At 47.6% G+C, this 16,503-nt stretch carries 14 protein-coding genes; 3 read left to right on the top strand and 11 right to left on the bottom strand.

From position 1 onward, the window contains the following. Positions 1-9: 9 nt before the first annotated feature. The 6 genes from HHL17_RS14560 to HHL17_RS14535 form a co-directional block, all read right to left on the bottom strand. Positions 10-3,084 (bottom strand): SusC/RagA family TonB-linked outer membrane protein, encoded by a 3,075-nt coding sequence (locus HHL17_RS14560; RefSeq protein ID WP_169225424.1) that lies wholly within the window; start codon positions 3,082-3,084, stop codon positions 10-12. A gap of 373 nt (positions 3,085-3,457) precedes the next feature. Continuing rightward, a complete protein-coding gene (locus HHL17_RS14555) occupies positions 3,458-4,096 on the bottom strand; it encodes a GntR family transcriptional regulator (RefSeq protein WP_169225423.1) in 639 nt (212 codons plus the stop codon). A 94-nt stretch (positions 4,097-4,190) separates the two neighbouring features. Next, positions 4,191-4,769 carry a TlpA family protein disulfide reductase gene (locus HHL17_RS14550; protein WP_169225422.1) on the bottom strand — a complete coding sequence of 193 codons (579 nt, stop codon included), beginning with the start codon at positions 4,767-4,769 and terminating at the stop codon, positions 4,191-4,193. A 67-nt stretch (positions 4,770-4,836) separates the two neighbouring features. Then, on the bottom strand, positions 4,837-5,433 hold the full coding sequence (locus HHL17_RS14545) for a hypothetical protein (RefSeq protein ID WP_169225421.1): 597 nt from the start codon (positions 5,431-5,433) through the stop codon (positions 4,837-4,839). A 55-nt stretch (positions 5,434-5,488) separates the two neighbouring features. Then, positions 5,489-5,950 carry an SRPBCC family protein gene (locus tag HHL17_RS14540; RefSeq protein WP_169225420.1) on the bottom strand — a complete coding sequence of 154 codons (462 nt, stop codon included), beginning with the start codon at positions 5,948-5,950 and terminating at the stop codon, positions 5,489-5,491. A gap of 20 nt (positions 5,951-5,970) precedes the next feature. Continuing rightward, a complete protein-coding gene (locus HHL17_RS14535; RefSeq protein ID WP_169225419.1) occupies positions 5,971-6,303 on the bottom strand; it encodes an ArsR/SmtB family transcription factor in 333 nt (110 codons plus the stop codon). A 98-nt stretch (positions 6,304-6,401) separates the two neighbouring features. Between HHL17_RS14535 and HHL17_RS14530 the strand changes: the two genes are divergently transcribed. Beyond that, complete coding sequence (locus HHL17_RS14530) at positions 6,402-7,175, top strand: DUF3658 domain-containing protein (protein WP_169225418.1); 774 nt, start codon at positions 6,402-6,404, stop codon at positions 7,173-7,175. Positions 7,176-7,293: 118 nt separating this feature from the next. On the opposite strand, the gene HHL17_RS14525 is transcribed toward HHL17_RS14530, so the two are convergent. Beyond that, entirely contained in the window at positions 7,294-10,056 is a 2,763-nt protein-coding gene (locus HHL17_RS14525; RefSeq protein WP_169225417.1) for a glycoside hydrolase family 78 protein, read from the bottom strand. A 147-nt stretch (positions 10,057-10,203) separates the two neighbouring features. Here HHL17_RS14525 and HHL17_RS14520 point away from each other — a divergent pair, with 147 nt between their 5' ends. Further along, positions 10,204-10,809: a hypothetical protein gene (locus HHL17_RS14520; RefSeq protein ID WP_169225416.1), complete on the top strand. Its 606-nt coding sequence runs from the start codon at positions 10,204-10,206 to the stop codon at positions 10,807-10,809. Between the two features lie 4 nt (positions 10,810-10,813). Here HHL17_RS14520 and HHL17_RS14515 read toward each other — a convergent pair whose 3' ends face one another. Then, complete coding sequence (locus HHL17_RS14515) at positions 10,814-11,179, bottom strand: winged helix-turn-helix transcriptional regulator (protein ID WP_169225415.1); 366 nt, start codon at positions 11,177-11,179, stop codon at positions 10,814-10,816. An 81-nt stretch (positions 11,180-11,260) separates the two neighbouring features. Here HHL17_RS14515 and HHL17_RS14510 point away from each other — a divergent pair, with 81 nt between their 5' ends. Beyond that, positions 11,261-11,737 (top strand): group II truncated hemoglobin, encoded by a 477-nt coding sequence (locus HHL17_RS14510; protein WP_169225414.1) that lies wholly within the window; start codon positions 11,261-11,263, stop codon positions 11,735-11,737. Between the two features lie 39 nt (positions 11,738-11,776). On the opposite strand, the gene HHL17_RS14505 is transcribed toward HHL17_RS14510, so the two are convergent. Genes HHL17_RS14505 through HHL17_RS14495 form a run of 3 tightly spaced genes read right to left on the bottom strand, consistent with a single transcriptional unit; the run spans position 11,777 to position 16,482 of the window. After that, a complete protein-coding gene (locus tag HHL17_RS14505; RefSeq protein WP_169225413.1) occupies positions 11,777-13,495 on the bottom strand; it encodes a tail fiber domain-containing protein in 1,719 nt (572 codons plus the stop codon). Beyond that, positions 13,461-14,714 carry a hypothetical protein gene (locus HHL17_RS14500; protein WP_169225412.1) on the bottom strand — a complete coding sequence of 418 codons (1,254 nt, stop codon included), beginning with the start codon at positions 14,712-14,714 and terminating at the stop codon, positions 13,461-13,463. The genes HHL17_RS14505 and HHL17_RS14500 overlap by 35 nt, the downstream gene beginning before the upstream one ends. Positions 14,715-14,736: 22 nt before the next feature. Next, positions 14,737-16,482, bottom strand: coding sequence for a tail fiber domain-containing protein (locus HHL17_RS14495; RefSeq protein ID WP_169225411.1), 1,746 nt, complete (start codon positions 16,480-16,482; stop codon positions 14,737-14,739). Positions 16,483-16,503: the final 21 nt, after the last annotated feature.

Genomic DNA, 16,503 nt, shown 5'->3' with positions numbered 1-16,503 from the left:
TTTTGTCTGTTAGAAGTTAAAATTGAATCCCAACGCATAGATGCGGCTGATAGGTTCTGCTCCGTAGTTGGCGCCCGGCATGCTGGCAACACCATTCACCTCTCCCTTCGTATAACCTTCAGGGTTATATCCATGAAATTCTTTTTTGGTGAAGATGAACAGGTTGCTGGCAGAAAGGTATACCCTGAAGTTGGTTACCCGCAGTTTGCGGACCAGCGCTTCAGGCAGGGTATACCCGAGGTTTACGTTACGAATGGCAAGGAAGGAGGCGTCTTCTATATAAGCGTCAGACATAGTCTGGAATCCCAATGTATTGAGTGCGCTGGCCGGCACTTTACCGTTGCCCGGATCAGATGGTGACAACCACTGGTTTTCCACCAGGGAGCGGCGCATCGCGCCCAGCAGAGCGCCCTGGTAGAACTGGTTTTCGTAGTTGTACATTTTAGCGCCGAGCGAAGCCTGCATGGCAATACTCAGATCAAAATTGTTGTAAGAGAAATTGTTCACCATTCCAAGGATAGCTTTGGGCTGGAAATTGCCCAGTAGCTGTTTGTCGTTGGCATCAATCTTTTTATTACCATCGGTGTCTTCAAATTTAGGGTTACCGGGACGGGAGCCCGCGATACCCGGATTGGCCGCCACGTCAGCGGCATCCTTATAAATACCATTGATCTTATACCCATAGTAAGAGAACATCGGTTCGCCTACACGTAGTATCCAGTTCATATTAGAAGAAGGGTCTGCAATGACCACGTTGTTCACACCACCCAGGTCTTCTACCGTATTCCGGTTACGGGAATAGTTGAAAGATGTCTGCCAGTTGAATTTACCGACGATGTTACGGGAGTTCACTTCAAACTCTATCCCGCGGTTGCGTATCTCCCCGATGTTGGTCATGGTGTTAGCGAAACCTGTAGTGGCCGGCACCGGCATGCTGTACAGCAGATCGGTGGTCCGTTTATCGTAGTAGTCAAATACTATGCTGATACGGTTATCCAGTACAGACAACTCAGCACCCAAGTCGAGGCCTTTGGTTTTTTCCCAGCCCAGCTGGCTGTTGCCATAGCTGATGGCCGCCTGACCTTTGGTCACCACGTTGCCGGGAGAATAGAAGGTATTGCCCATCAGGCCGAGGTATTGGAAATCACCGATGTTGAAGTTACCCGTCACACCCCAGCTGGCTCTTACTTTCAGATCGCTGATGGGTTTGAAGTCTTTCAGGAAACTTTCCTGCTTCACACGCCAGGCAGCGGACACCGAGGGGAAATAACCCCAACGGTTATCCGGACCGAAGCGGGAACTGGCATCTGTACGGATGGAAGCAGACAGCAGGTATTTATCTTTATAACCATAGTTCACACGGGTGAAGTAGGAAATAAGGCCCCATTTGCTTTTGAGCGTATTACTATTGGGTGCCAGTGTAGCGTTGCCCATCGTGTGTACGATATCGTTATTATAGCTGCCGGCCACTGCGTAGAGGTTCACCGACTTGCTGTCGTTGCGTTGATAGGAAGCACCCGCGATGGCAGACAGATCGTGCCCGCCTTTGAACGTGGTATTGTAGCTCAACACGTTTTCATTGAGCACATTGATATTAGTGCTGGTGATATCGGTACCGGAGTTTTTCGCGGCGCTGGTAGCCCAGGAAGCCTGGAACTCGTCGCGGTTACTGAAGTCCATGGTGGTACCTACAGAAGAGCGGAAGCTCAGGCCTTTGGCGAGGTTCAGTTTCAGATAGGCTTCCCCGATATTGCTGATGCTGCTGCCATAATATTCGGAACCCTGCAGGGTAGCCATAGGGTTTACCTGTCCGGTTACTACAGCGCCCCAGTATTCGCGCGCATTGGGATAGGTGCCGTTAGGGCGCTGTACATCTACAAAAGAAGGATATTTGGAATAGTTAGGTATCTCAGAAGGGTTGTAGCGGCGTTTGGAATAGGTAGGATTGAGCATAAAACCTACGCTCACCACTTTGCTGGCCTGTACGTCTACATTGGCCCTGAGGCCGTAGGTTTTAAACCAGGTGTTAACCATGGAGCCTTGTTCATCTTTATAGGTAGCCGCCACATAGTAGGTCGCTTTATCCGTACCACCGCTGGCGGAAATGTTGTAGCTCTGGATGGGCGCTGTGCGCATGACAGCGTCCTGCCATACGGTGTGGCCCGTTTTCAGCACATCGCTCACCTGGTAGGCAGCAGGCCTTCTGGCATCGCCCCATACCGGCAGGCTAACGTCTCCGCCTACCCAGGCATATTCACGGTTCTGATATTTAACCGCGTAGTTGTAGTATTCATCGCCGGTGAGCCAGTCGTTGTGTACGATCGCTTTACCCAGGCCCGCGTAGCCGTTGAAGTTAAACTTGGGTTTACCGGCTACGCCTTTTTTCATGGTGACGAGGATAACGCCACCGGCTGCACGCGAACCATAGATCGCCGCGGAGGACGCGTCTTTCAGCACTTCCACAGACTGTACGTCGTTCATATTGATCATACCGAGGTTGCCACCGGGGATACCGTCTATCACGATCAGCGGATCATTGCCCGCACTGATAGAGCCGATGCCACGGATACGAATGGTGGGAGCAGATCCTGCCTGACCGCGTGACTGGGAGATATTCACCCCTGCCATACGGCCTACCAGCGCAGCTTCCGGGCGACCGGCAGGTACCTGATCGAGTATTTTGTTTTCCACTTTGGCCACAGAGGCGGTCACGGAACTTTTCTTTACCGCACCATAACCGATGACCACTGTTTCATTCAGTGTGGTTTTACTGGGCGCCAGGGAGACAAATACATTATTGCGGTTGCCGATGGCTGTTTCTTTTTTATCATAACCGATGTAGGAGAAGATGAGCACATCGCCACTGGCGGCACGGATGGTAAAGTGGCCTTCCGCGTTGGTAGAAGCGCCGGTTTGCGTGCCTTTGATAAACACCGTAACACCCGGAAGAGCAGCCTGGGTAGCGCTGTCGAGCACTGTCCCTTTGATTTCCCTGACCTCCTGTGCTATCAGCTTTTGTGGCTTGCAAAGACCTGCGACGAGCGCCAGCAGGGTTGCAAATAGGTAAAGGTGTGTTCCTTTCATAATGCTGGTTAGATAAAATGGTTAGATAATCCCGTGCGCATGGATAGCCATGCACCGGTTGCTGTTGACATGTCATCCGCCGGATATAGATTTCAGCGCAGGATGAGTTTTTCGCGTTTTATTTTATTAACCGTTCACTGTCCTAAATGAAAGAACACATGTCGGCATTACAGGTTGATAATACGGGCACGGTTACACGTTGCGTTGGCACTGCCCGCGAGTTTCACATAACGTTAGCTTTAGTACCGGCCGGGAACGGTCAGTTGTTCGCCACTCTGTTTACAAATATATTCAAATTTTGTAAACAAAAAAATATTTGCGAAAAAATATGAGGAGGGGGAAAATCCGGGAGATACAATAAAAAAGGAAGGGGTTATTCTACTTCCAGGGTGGTCACTTCTCCACGCAGCAAATGCTTTACCAGTGCATCTTCCGCCTTTTTAACGTCCTTATTTTTCAGGGCATGGAGGATAGCGCGGTGCTCTTCGTCCGTCTGTTCATAGTCATCCATCTGCACCAGCATTTTGCCCAGCTTCATATGAAACAGGGGGATATTGCTGGACTGGTATATTTCCATCAGCTTGGTGTTACCTGCAAGGGAGATCAGGGTTTCGTGGAATTTCATGTCTGCTTCACAGGCGCCGCCCATGTAGCCGTTTTTCACCATATTGGTAAAGTCGTCACAGATCTTTTCCAGTGCTGTAATATCAGCCTTGCCTATCTTGTGGATGGCCATCCGGATGGCGCCCAGCTCCAGCAGCTCGCGCAGCTCCCGGATCTGGCGGATATCTTCGGCCGTCATGGACTTCACAAAGTAACCACCCTTCTCTCCGAATACCACCAGGTTCTCGCCCAGCAGCCTTGTCAGCGCTTCCCGCACGGCCATACGGCTCACCTCTGTCTTCTTGGCCCATACGTCTTCTTTCAGGCGCATACCTGGTACCAGCTGATTGGAAAGAATCTTACGACGCAGCTCTACATACACTTTATTGGCTAATGAATCTGTTTTCATAGTAAATATTGTAAACGAAATATTTATTCAAAAGTAAACAATTTTGGGATAGCTATACCGTTTCAGCGGTTACCATACCCAAAATTTACAAAAACTATTGCTTTTCAGCCAGTAACTGTTGAATATATTGTTCCATGCGGCGGCTGCTATAATCTGCCGCGCCGGTTTCCCGGAACACGATCCGGCCCGCCTTATCGATGATGAGTGTGGTAGGCAGCGTGCCGTTGTATACATTTTGGGGTACATTTCCGGCCAGAAAGGCTACGGGCAACTGATAACCATTATCACGCATAAAGGCAGCAGCCTTATCCGGCTGACTGTCGGCATCCACGATCAGGAACATGGCACCAGGGTTATCTTTCCATTGGCGGTACAAGCGGTCCACGGAAGGCATCTCCGCCCTGCACGGCGGGCACCAGGTAGCCCAGAAATTGATAAACACCACTTTGCCCTTCAGGGAAGACAATGCCACCGGCGCACCCGCAGCATCGCGGAAAAGCATCTCCGGCGCTGGCCAGGCATCTTCATTTGTTTTTGGTACTGACGGCTGCAACAAACCCACTTTCATCAGCTGCTGCATGAACCATACCTTCCCTCCAGGGATGAACAGAATTGCCAGTAGCCCAGCTAACAGCAGGGTGTAAATAATATTGGATAAAGAAAATCGACCCATAAGGGGCAAGATAATAAAATCCCGGGCATCCCGATTCCCCAGGGTTAAGGTATCGGATAAAGGTGGTTTATGAGAGGGAGCTTAAACTGGATTCGATATGCTTTTTGGCCACCTGCAAAAACTCGTCTTTGGTCATATATCTTTCCAGGAAATCTTCCAGCGTTCCGCGGTTATCGATCTCCTGAAAATAGACTTCGTGATCTGTACTATAAACAATCGGATTCTCCGGGTTGGGATCGGTCAAACATACAAAATAGTGATCGGGAAAACCGTAGGAAGAGAAAATACACATGAAGTCCAGCTCAGCGCCTTTGACAACTTCCCTGATTTCCTCTTCTTCAACGAGCCCGTCTAACTCGCCATCATCGTGGGAGCCAACTTTAAACGGGGTAAACAGCCAGGAACGGAAGAAATCCTGTCCGTAAGGTATTTCATGGTCAGAGAAATAATGCGCCAGCAGGTTGTCATAGAAAGTATCCTGGCTGGTTGTGTACAAGGCCTGATGTTCCTCATAAAATTTATCAAGTCCATATCCTTCCCAGTCTTTAGTCCAAAGCGGATGACTGAAAGTGATTCCCTGCCATATTTCCGGAAGGGTGGCACCATTCGCCCGTTGAATGTTGCCACCCAGCTTTTCTATCTTATCTAAAATTTGTTGCTTCATACTTCAAATGTAAGTCCTTCAGCCCGAAAACTGTTCGTAGCAGGGAACTTCCATCCTAGCACCGTGTTTCACTCGCAGGCTCCGGTACAAACTCCGGGTCCAGGTACTTCGGCAGCGCATTGTTGATAAAGTAATTCCAGCCACCGGTGAAGCTTTCCCTGGTAAAGGATTTCAGATGCTGCGGGAAAGTCTCCAGTCCTTCGTGTGTTAATATCAGCCTCGTCTTATCTCCTTCCGGCTCCAATTCAAATGTCAGCAAGGATTCGCCTTCGTAATCTTCATACTTCCAGGAGTATGACAGTTTTCTGTCCGGCACCACAGCTGTCACCACACAATGATGGATGTACTTAACACCCTGGTCCGCAGCAACAAAACTAAACGCAAACCCTACTTCCGGTTTAAAATCTGATACCTCAAAGTACCATACTTTCATCTTTTCTTTCACTGTCAATGCTTCCCAAACCTGATTAACAGGTGCATTCAGTAACCGTTCAACGACCAGCGGTTGATTTTTCATAAAACATGATTTATGGGTGATTATTTATTTTTTTTCTTTTTCTTCTTACCATCTTCTTCCAGGAAAGCTTCCAGTGCATCCAGTTTCCTGTTCCAGAACCGGCGGTAATTCTCCACCCATTCCGATACCTCTTTCAGTTGATGCAGATTAGCCTTGCAATGACGCTCCCTCCCCTGCTGCTGGATAATAATAAGCCCGCACTCTGTCAATATCTTAACATGTTTGGAAATCGCCGGACGGCTGATATCAAAATGATCAGCCACCATGTTCAGGCTCAACGACCTGTCAGCCAACAGATGAATAATCTCCCTTCTCGTAGGGTCTGCTATCGCCTGAAAAACATCTCTGCGCATAAAATTTAATTTGTAACCGTTCAGTTACAAATATAAGTAACCGATTGGTTACAAAAAAATAAAAAAATGCGACAGACAGATTTACTTATATTCATTTTATGTCAGACTTACATCTTACCGCATCCCTCCCCGCTGCCGGCACGCTTTATCAAGCCATAAAGGAACAGCTGCTGACCGGCGAAACTTACGCTATCAACGATATTCCCGGCACCGGCCCCCTGAACGACGGCTTGATAAGAAAAGAATTTCTGCGGAGCCTCAACTACGTAAAGAAAGGTACCAACTGGTCAGATGGTGGACCTGATGCATTTGCGCCCTGGCTGCAGTTAAAGGCCCGCTTACTTGATAAACCGGTAGACAGGCTGATCATATGGGCCGCCGGCGATGGAGATGACTATGTTTTCACCAGAATGGCCTGCCACTGGCTGGAAAATGTACCCGTTAACGTTATACTGGTGAAAGTCCCGCCCATACATGACTTGTACAGCCTTATCTTTTATTCCGCCGATCAACTGGCGCCGCTGATTAACCAGGCAGTATCGCTGAGCATCGCAGAACGCAACACACTGGCCCGTGAATATGAAAACATCGTATCACGCCCGGAACAGCTCAGGGAATGCGACGAACACGGCATGCTACAGTTTTTGGACCTTTCGGCACATGACCACGAGGTCCTGGCGCGATGCAGCAACCGCTGGAAGCCTGCTGCCAGAGTAATCGGACAAGTAATGGGATTTAGTGATCGGCGTAATAACCTCGATGATGCATTCATCAGCTCCAGGCTGGAGCACCTGATCGTCACCGGGCAGGTAGTAGCAGATGCGCCACGCACTTCCATGAGAGACTTTCGGGTAAAACTTGCCAAAAAGTAAGCGCGGCAGACTAAAATGGGAAGACGCATTACGCATTAACCCATAATAAAAAATGCCCCACTGGCAACAAACCAATGGGGACAACATTCACCGCTCTTATCTCCTCGCATCAGGAGCATCAGAAATCATCTTGTATATCATAGTTCCCCGAAGGAATTTCATACACGGCATAACCATCTTCCATCCTTAAGAATTTCACATCCTTGTTGTCTCCGATGGGCTTACCTCCTTCCTTGATATTTTTAGCCTCTTTTGACGGCACATAAACAGTAGCCCTGGTATTAACGGGAATGCTTACACGCCATTTAAAAGATTGGTCTATTTTCTCCCAGTTGCTGCGTATCAAACCGTAACCTGAATGATAGGAAGCATCTACCTTTTTCAGATCACCCACTACCAATGGTTTCATAATGATATTTTTAAATCCCGGGGCTGCAGGGTTTGGCTGGATAGCGCCGAGATTTTGATAATACCACACCACCAGATCGCCCAATAGCATCACATGATTACCGGAGTTCATGGCAGGATCGGCCGTGTTACCATTCCACAGCTCCCAGATGGTGGTGGCGCCTTCTTTCGCCATATATCCCCAACTGGGATAGGTCGTATTTGTCGCCAGTTTGTAGGCAATATCACCTCTGCCATAGCTGGTGAGTGTGCGCATAAGCCATTCCGCGCCTACCAGACCAGTGCTGATATGACCTTTGTAATCGTTGAGCGTTTTATCCGCAATATGCTGGAACACCTGTTTGCGCCGGTCTTCCGGGGCCAGCTGATAAGCCAGCGAGAAGATATTGGCAGTGGGTGTATTGTTGGCATAATAACCACCTTCTTCATTCAAAAACTTCTTGTTAAAAGCTGTCTTCACTTTTTCTTCGAGGTTTTTGAATGTTGTCACATCCGCAGTGTTACCGGTAATGCTGGCAAAACTTTCCATCAGGGTCAACAGATGATAATAGAAGGACGTTCCGAGGAAATCTCCTGCCGTCTTGCGGGCCGGGTCTTTGGAATGGATCAGCTCAGGGGATTCAGGCGGCATACACCAGTCGCCGTAAGTATCTTTGGTCAGGATATCATCCTTCATGTATTTGTCCTTCATGTAGGCCATCCACTTTTTCATGGAGGCGTAGTGACGGCGAATAGGTTGATCGTCACCATATTGTTCATACATTAGGTTGGCGATGATCAGGTAAGCGGCAGGCCAGGTCATGTTATCGGAGTACATGCGCCAGTAGGATGGCGCTACGTCAGGCACGCTGCCTTCGGGTGTTTGCGCATCTTCGATATCCTGCAACCATTTGGCGTACAACAGGTGATTGCCAAAAATAAAGCTCTCCCCTCTGGCGCCAACGGCACGGTCACCCAGCCATCCCATGCGCTCATCACGTTGCGGGCAATCAGTAGGCATACCGCGATAGTTGCCCCGGATTCCCCGGTAAGCATTTTTGTAAATCTGATTGATCACATCATTGGACGTTTCAAAATGACCGGTGGTGGCCATGTCATCATACACCACCCTGCCCTCAACAGCCCCAAGGTCGGGCTTTCCGGGATAACCGGTCACCTCCACATAACGGAAACCATGGTACGTAAAACGAGGTTCCCAATCTTCTGTACCTTTTCCATTCAGTGTATACTTGTCCGTTACCTTCGCGGAGCGCAGGTTCGCCATATACAAGGTACCGTCGTCCTTCAACCTTTCTGCAAACCGCAACACGACCTGTGTTCCACGCGGACCTTTCACTTTCAACCGTACCCACCCCACGAAGTTCTGGCCCATATCGTAGATAAACACACCAGGCTTCACCTCTTTTACATGCAGCGCCCTCACGGTGTCCATTACACGAATATTGTTGTTCATCTGCGCCACCAGCAGCTCACCCGGCCTTGAGACCAATTGGACCGGCAGCCAGGAAGCAGCATTGAAACCAGGTTTGCTCCATCCCGGCATTTCTTTGGTGGCATCATATTCTTCACCGTCATATTCATTATTGGTGCCTACCGGGCCGGCGGCAGTTACTTTCCAACTGTTATCCGTAACAATTTTCTCTGTAGAGCCATCTTCATAAATCACATTCACCTGACAGATCATTTTAGGATAACCGAAATTAGTAATCGGTGGTAACCCTGAACCATTGCCTCTCATGGAGAAATAACGTCCATTGCCGAGGATAGCGCCGATAGCGTTATCCCCCTGTTGCAGTTGTGAAGTGACATCGTAAGTGTTGTAAAATGTACGTTTATTATATTCTGTAGGACCGGGAGCTAACACGTCTTTACCGGTTTTAGTACCATTGAGATACAGCTCATACAATCCTACCCCACTAATATAGGCGGTTGCTTTTTTTACTTTTTTAGGGAGACGGAAATCTTTTCTCAGGTACCTTGCCGACAAACGGGTAAAGGTATCCGTGGGCCGGTCTCCGGCGAAAGCACTGTCCATGCCTATCCATACCGCCTGCCAGTCAGACGGCCGCAGCAGCCCCATTGACCACGATGCCGGCGTGCTCCAGGCAGATTCCTTTCCGTCACTGGTCCATACTTTCACTTTCCAGAAACAGGCATCACCGGTGCCCGGCGGTTTACCGGCGTATACCACGCCAAGGGACTGGTCTGAACTGATTTTACCGGAATTCCAGAGGTCTGCTTTACCTGCTTTCAGGTCGGCCAGGGAGGAAGCCACCATAATCTGATAGGCCTGTTGCATCAGGTTGCGTTTGTTACTGGTGATCTCCCAGCTCAGACGGGGCGCGGTGGCATCAATGCCTAACGGGTTTTCACGGTATTCACAACGCAGACGGTCTAACGTCGTTTGGCCGGTTTGTGCGGTACAGGCCACCGTAATAAACAATAACAATACGATCAATAGCTTCTCTGGCATAACGCGGAATTTTATCATGCAATAATACGGTAGGTAAATTAGGGCAAATACCCCGGGCAACTATCCTGTCCCATGCTGAGACGGCTAAAAACAACATACAGGGGCACAATTGTTGGGGACTTTTCCCTGGTTACAATCTGTAGAATTATGCATCCATCATTAGCAACAAGCGGTCTCATTCCGGAGCAGCATTGGGGAGGGCAGTCCAATACCAGCTATGGCAAGCGTGCAGCCAATAATGAAGCGTCCATTGCCTTGTATGAAGCATCACGGCGCAGGTTGCTCGACGTAAATCAGTGGCAACTGTTCAACAGGCCACTCCGCGCCCGGTTTCAGCTTGTTAATACAAACGGGGAAGCAGTGGACCGTTTCGCCCATCAGGGAGATTATATCCGTATCAGTCTCCCCGGACCTGGCACTCATACCGGACAGGGTTTCGACTGGGTACAAATAGAACAGATCCGCAGTCAGGAAGATGCATATACCGGTATACGCGTACGCCCGTTACCGTTGCCTCATTCCGCAGACAGGGAAACAGCACACTTCTTTAAACGTTACGCCACCAGTTCCTTTATTGTAGAGAAAAACGGATTAGAGGTAAAAGCCAGTGTATATGGCAGGAATGAAATTCCCAATACCGGGGTACGGAGACTGCTGGATAAAATCAGGAATCTATTCACCGGCATAAGTGCTATCCTGGGCTTGTCGAAAGCTCAATGGAGCGGTCTGGTGAAAGGCATCATTGAAGGTTAAACAGTTATTTATACAAATGCTGGTCCTGAATATAATCTACGCCATGTTTCTTCAGGTACCCCACGCCCCATCCACTCATAAATTCGTATAGCGGTGCAAGTGATTTCCCTTCTTCGGACAAGGTATAATGAACACGGTAAGGCTTCCGGGACGTAATGTTTTTAGTCACCAGTAAATCCCTTTCCAGCTCTTTCAGTTGTTGACTGAGCATTTTTTCCGATACCCCAGGCAGGTTCTCCCGCAATTTGGTATAGCTGCTTTGCTCCTGCCAGTGCAGATGTGACAATATCAGCAATTTCCATTTGCCACCGATGAATCCAAGTGTGACGTCCACCGGACAGGTATATGTTTTATCGTTGAGTGTTATCATTGTTCCCTACTTTTTGGTAAGTTATTGCTCCGGATACCCAGCTTGCATACATTTGAAAGCAATTTTCACTAAATTAACAAGATGACAAACGATAAAAAAATTCCCACCTTATACGAATGGGCCGGTGGCATGCCCGTGTTTGAAAAACTGACAGACACCTTCTACAAAAAAGTGCTGAAAGACCCTTTACTGGAGCCTATTTTCAAACACATGAGCCCGGAACACCAGCAACATGTGGCTCATTTTATCGCCGAGGTATTTGGCGGCCCGAAAACTTACAGCGATAGCGAAGGTTCTCATTATCACATGGTACACAAACACTTGGGCAAACACCTGACCGAACAACACCGTAAAAGATGGGTAGCACTGTTGCTGGAAACAGCTGATGAGCTGAATCTGCCAGCAGATCCGGAATTCCGATCCGCCTTTGTAGGTTACCTCGAATGGGGCACGCGCATCGCGGTGATCAATTCACAGGAGGACAAGCTGGAAATGGATAAGGAACAGCCTATGCCAAAATGGGGATGGGGTGAACCAGGTGGACCATATATACCTTGATATAACTGAGAAACGGGCCATATAGCCCGTTTCTTTTTTTTATTTTCCTTTCTTCAGATCAGCTAACTCTTTCTTCAAGGTTGTTACTTCCTGCTGCAGACTTTCTACTTTCTGGTTCATCTCCTGCACGGCTTTTACCAATAGGGCCATCGTATTGGCCTGATCTACCCCGATACGCTGAGGAGCCACCATCTCTTCCGGTGCGTCTTCTGCGATGAAGCCGATATGGGTTACGCCGTTTTTATCCGCTTTGTATTTAAATGTCTGTACCGAGGCTTTATTAATGATATCCAGCGCGGATCTATTAAATGGCTCAATGTCTTTTTTCAGCTTGCGTTGGGAAGACTGGTAAAGGCCGGTGACTTCTAAGGTTCCGTTTATTTTGGCATCGCCATATTTGGTTACATAAAAGAGCGTATCGTATGTAACCCTTGTGCTTGAATTTGACGTCACATATGCAATTCTGGAGCTATCAAGCACCAAACTTAAATTTATTGCTGGTCCATTGGTATCGTCCCTTACCTTCGAAAAGCCAAGGTAAACTGCATTGGCAGTTACATTATTAATGAAGGCATACATACCTTTCACAAAATAAGTCCCTACGCCATATTTGTTCGCCAGCGTGTAAGCGATTGTATCTTCTCTTAACCATCTCATCCCAACACCACTATACTTATCTGTTCCCAGTTCAGAAATCCCTCCCCCAGCTGTAGGGTCGTTTAATGAGCCCAATTTCACCACATTTGAACGAAAAAACAGATAAGAGGAGTCAGTAGTCCCATTGACTCCCTTAAAAAGCAAAGAACGCACGCCCGTATTTACCGTTCTATCGGCTGTCAATGCACCATCTGCCGTGTAAATGTCACTACCACTGCCTGCCAGTTTCAACTTTAAATTCCCGGCGGCATCCGTTGTCAATACGCTATCACCTGCCGCATTATTTTTGTATTTAGCCAATACGATACTATCTCCGATTTTAGCAGCGCCATTTATCCATAAATGCGCAACTTGTGGGGCTGTTTTCTGATTGCGGATAAAGAATGTGTCCGCATAGTCTTTGAATAACACTTCCCTCCAATTGCTCCAATGCGGCTTGGTATCATCTTTTACCCGAAAGAAGACACCGTTGGGTCCCATCAGTTCTCCGTCCCAGTTGACTGCCATATCAAAGCCGGTGGAACCGGTACGGACTACCAAGCCGTTATAGTAGGTATTTGCACCGATAGACTGAAACGCCTGATTGGATAAATAAGGCATATCTACGCCAGCATATTGGTCGTATCCTATCACTTTATGCATAGGCCATTGCTCAAATGGTGCTGTCACTCTATCCGGAATCTTCCAATAATTGGTATTCGCCAGATCATAACGGGTATCTCCCCATGGGCTCAAATCCACCGTATCCTGTCCGATGATGGACAATAAGTTGGCCCCAAGCGTTTTTAGTTGCAGTTTTCTGAACTCCGTACGACCGTTTCCTTTATTAAACAAAAAACCCGGAACACGCTGCGTGTGGTTTTCAATAATCAATTCAGCGGTATCGCAGGCACTGTATATACGTACACTATCGGCCCGGATCTGGTAAGTCTGCTGCGCGCGGAGTGTGGTAGTCCATCCTGCAAATAATAATAACAACAACCATAATCTTTTCATAGATAGATATTGGGGATATTCAATTATTTCTTCTCTTCCGGCAATTGCCCAACCAATGCTTACCGGCAGCTTAAAATGCTGACATAATAAACCAGTTGGAGCCATCACTCTGTATAGTTATTTTTCTGTATGCAGACAAAGCGGCATCATTAAAACTTGTATAACCGGTGCCGCCTGTATAGGAATAAACGGCCGGGCTCCATGTCATTCGGTTGGCCGAATCATCGAACAAGATCAAAGTCCGTCCCTTGTTTTGTGAAGCGCTGGGCAGGGTAACCGCCGGATTCCCGGAAGTGGCCCGGTTAATAACCGTGTAATCATTATTTGACACCGTATAATTACCTGTAATGATGTTAGTGTTAAAGGAAACGCCAGGGCCTTTTATTGGCATGTATCTCATTTTCAATAATCCCCCAGTGTTAGTAGTAACTACACTATCATCATTTACTGAATTTCTTAAATTTAGCACTAATACTTTACCTCCCAGGGATAGCGTACTGTTGGGGTAATAATTGCCAAAATCACCTACCCAGGTACTACCGTTCTGCGTCATCATTATTCCCTGGTTTGCGTATCCGAAACTCATGCTTGTCGGGCTATTTCCAGAAAACGGGCTAAGTGATACATTTGTTCCAAGATAGGATACACCAAAAAGAGCATTATCATCGGAAGTGCTCCTTACAGCAACAGTATTTTTTACCGACACGGGTCCCGTAGTGATAAGCTTATAATTGTACCCTGCAATTGCCCAATCGCTGGAACTATTCCCTATCACAAGACCTCCGCCACCTAAAAAACTAAGGTAGTTACCTGCCAGATTAACTATCCGCTGCCCCGTTAATGTCCCGTTTGAGTTATAAATATTAGTAAGCGTATTTTTATGGACCAGCTTTAATTCTCCCTGTGTATTGGTACTCAGTAAGCTATCTTCTGATATATTGTTCTTATATCTGCTCACCATAAAAGTGCTGTCAACGCGCCCCGGTCCTTTTACCCAATAACCTGCATTTTGGGCAGTGCCATACTGATTTTGTATAAAATTACCCCCCAAGAAAAAGCGAAAATCCAGCGTATCCTGATTACCGAAAGATATTTTTCCATTACCTACATCATTAAACCGTAGCCGCCGGAATTCGGTGCGCCCCTTACCCTTGTTGAACAAAAAACCTAATGTGTCCTGGGTACGGTTTTCGAGAATTAATTCCGCTGTATCACAGACATTATAGATACGGACACTGTCCGCCCGGATTTGATAAACTTGCTGCGCATGCAAAGTAGTCATGTATCCTGTTGACAGTAATAGTAACAACCATAGTTTTTTCATAGATATCTTTTTGGGTATTAAATTATTTTTTTTCTTCCAGTAGTTGTTTAACCAACGCTTTCAGTTCGGTCACCTCCTGCTGTAATGCTTTATTTTGTTCACTCAGCTCCTGGACAGCTTTCATAGTAACCGCCAATGAACTGTTGGTATCGAAACGATCATGTTTTTTTGTCGAGAAATGCCAGTCGGTGCTGTCTGCGATGATGCCTATCCGCACATTTTCCTCTTTATCATCTTTATACACAAACTGCTGAATGGTTACCTTATTCAACAGAGACAGGGCGTTTTCCGTGAAGGGGCGGATATCTTTCTTCAGCGCAGCTTTAGAGCTTTGGAAAAAGCCTGTGGCGGTGAGGTTGCCGTTGGCATCGCGCAAGGCGGCGCTGTTAGCGACAGCTGTGACCTGAGGATTGAGATTACCTGCATGCCATAAAGCATTACCATTAGTCGTCCAGGTTTCAGTATTATCATTCCATAACAAGATCCATTTTTGGGTAGTCTGCTGATAAAATCCTCCGTGATTTCCATTGTCAAACAGCAGAGACGGTACTTTGGGAGCATAAGAAAAATTCAAGCCAGACCACTGATTAACCTGTCCATCTACGATCCAGCTTCCGTAATTAAAATAGTTGTTGTTTGATCTAAACTCGACCAGTTTTTGTTCCTGAGCAGACCTGGTCCCCAGCCTAATCTCGCTACCCAAAAGATAGGTAGGGATGTAGGTCTGCGCCGTGCGATCATATCCCTGTATATATGACCCGTCTCCATAGACACCTATCTCCGTAGCCTTACCACCACCGGTGTTAAACCAGCCTTTAAAGCGCCCTATTTGGTCACATTCAATTTGCTGGGCAAAGTTATGCATGCCGATTTCTGCGTTGTAGTACATTCTATCCGGCTTTCCACCCACATATCCTACTCGTTTCGCAGCGGGTGAATAGAAAGAGATATAACCAGCTTCGGAGCTGAGCCCCGGAAATAACGCCACCGACCCAACACCATTAGTGGCACCTACCAATCCATAATCCGCCACCCAAAACCCGCCTGATTGGCCAACACTGCGTTGGTTTTTGATGTATTTATTGTTATTATCTACATAATCTTTAAAAACCAGTTCCCGCCAGGGACTCCATATCTGCCGGTTATCATCTTTTCCTCGGATAAAAGCTCCTCTGACGCCCAGATCTTCAGCATCCCAGTTGACCGCCATCTGGTAGCCCTGAGCACCCTGCAACACGACATGACCCACATAATAATTTCGTGTAGATGGCCCGGTACCGGTTGACTGCTCCGACGTCAAAGGCATATCCGGCGAATCATAGGCACCGAAGCCCACTACTTTCCAGGAACTGAAGGCGTCAGGTCCATAGACGCCATCTTGGGGAATAGAATAAAAGTAGGAGACCGGTGCATACACCGAAGTCAGCTTTCCCCGCTTCCGGTAGACAATATTGTCCCCTTCCCGGTAAATAGTATCAACACCGGCAATCCCCGGCAGTGTATTCAGGTCCAGTGTATCCTGTCCCGTTATAGCGATCTGTGTATCGCCAATCTTTTCCAGCCGCACTTTCCTGAATTCCGTACGCCCGTTACCTTTATTATACAGGAAGCCATTCGTATGTTGGGTGCGGTTCTCGATGATCAGTTCTGCGGTATCGCATACATTATAGATGCGGACACTGTCGGCCCGTATCTGGTAAATCTGTTGCGCATGGAGCGCTGCCGTACTTCCCACCGATAACAGGCAAAACAATAATAACCTCTTCATAGACACAGATTAGGGATATTC

The organism is Chitinophaga fulva, assembly GCF_012927205.1.
Classification (GTDB): Bacteria; Bacteroidota; Bacteroidia; order Chitinophagales; family Chitinophagaceae; genus Chitinophaga; species Chitinophaga fulva.
Note: the sequence above shows the minus strand (reverse complement) of the source record. Positions and strands in the feature narration are given on the sequence as shown.

Excerpts from the sequence above, each read along its gene's own strand:
- HHL17_RS14560 (WP_169225424.1), bottom strand. The coding sequence starts at position 3,084 with ATGAAAGGAACACACCTTTACCTATTTGCAACCCTGCTGGCGCTCGTC.
- HHL17_RS14555 (WP_169225423.1), bottom strand. The coding sequence starts at position 4,096 with ATGAAAACAGATTCATTAGCCAATAAAGTGTATGTAGAGCTGCGTCGT.
- HHL17_RS14550 (WP_169225422.1), bottom strand. The coding sequence starts at position 4,769 with ATGGGTCGATTTTCTTTATCCAATATTATTTACACCCTGCTGTTAGCT.
- HHL17_RS14545 (WP_169225421.1), bottom strand. The coding sequence starts at position 5,433 with ATGAAGCAACAAATTTTAGATAAGATAGAAAAGCTGGGTGGCAACATT.
- HHL17_RS14540 (WP_169225420.1), bottom strand. The coding sequence starts at position 5,950 with ATGAAAAATCAACCGCTGGTCGTTGAACGGTTACTGAATGCACCTGTT.
- HHL17_RS14535 (WP_169225419.1), bottom strand. The coding sequence starts at position 6,303 with ATGCGCAGAGATGTTTTTCAGGCGATAGCAGACCCTACGAGAAGGGAG.
- HHL17_RS14530 (WP_169225418.1), top strand. The coding sequence starts at position 6,402 with ATGTCAGACTTACATCTTACCGCATCCCTCCCCGCTGCCGGCACGCTT.
- HHL17_RS14525 (WP_169225417.1), bottom strand. The coding sequence starts at position 10,056 with ATGCCAGAGAAGCTATTGATCGTATTGTTATTGTTTATTACGGTGGCC.
- HHL17_RS14520 (WP_169225416.1), top strand. The coding sequence starts at position 10,204 with ATGCATCCATCATTAGCAACAAGCGGTCTCATTCCGGAGCAGCATTGG.
- HHL17_RS14515 (WP_169225415.1), bottom strand. The coding sequence starts at position 11,179 with ATGATAACACTCAACGATAAAACATATACCTGTCCGGTGGACGTCACA.
- HHL17_RS14510 (WP_169225414.1), top strand. The coding sequence starts at position 11,261 with ATGACAAACGATAAAAAAATTCCCACCTTATACGAATGGGCCGGTGGC.
- HHL17_RS14505 (WP_169225413.1), bottom strand. The coding sequence starts at position 13,495 with ATGGCTCCAACTGGTTTATTATGTCAGCATTTTAAGCTGCCGGTAAGC.
- HHL17_RS14500 (WP_169225412.1), bottom strand. The coding sequence starts at position 14,714 with ATGAAAAAACTATGGTTGTTACTATTACTGTCAACAGGATACATGACT.
- HHL17_RS14495 (WP_169225411.1), bottom strand. The coding sequence starts at position 16,482 with ATGAAGAGGTTATTATTGTTTTGCCTGTTATCGGTGGGAAGTACGGCA.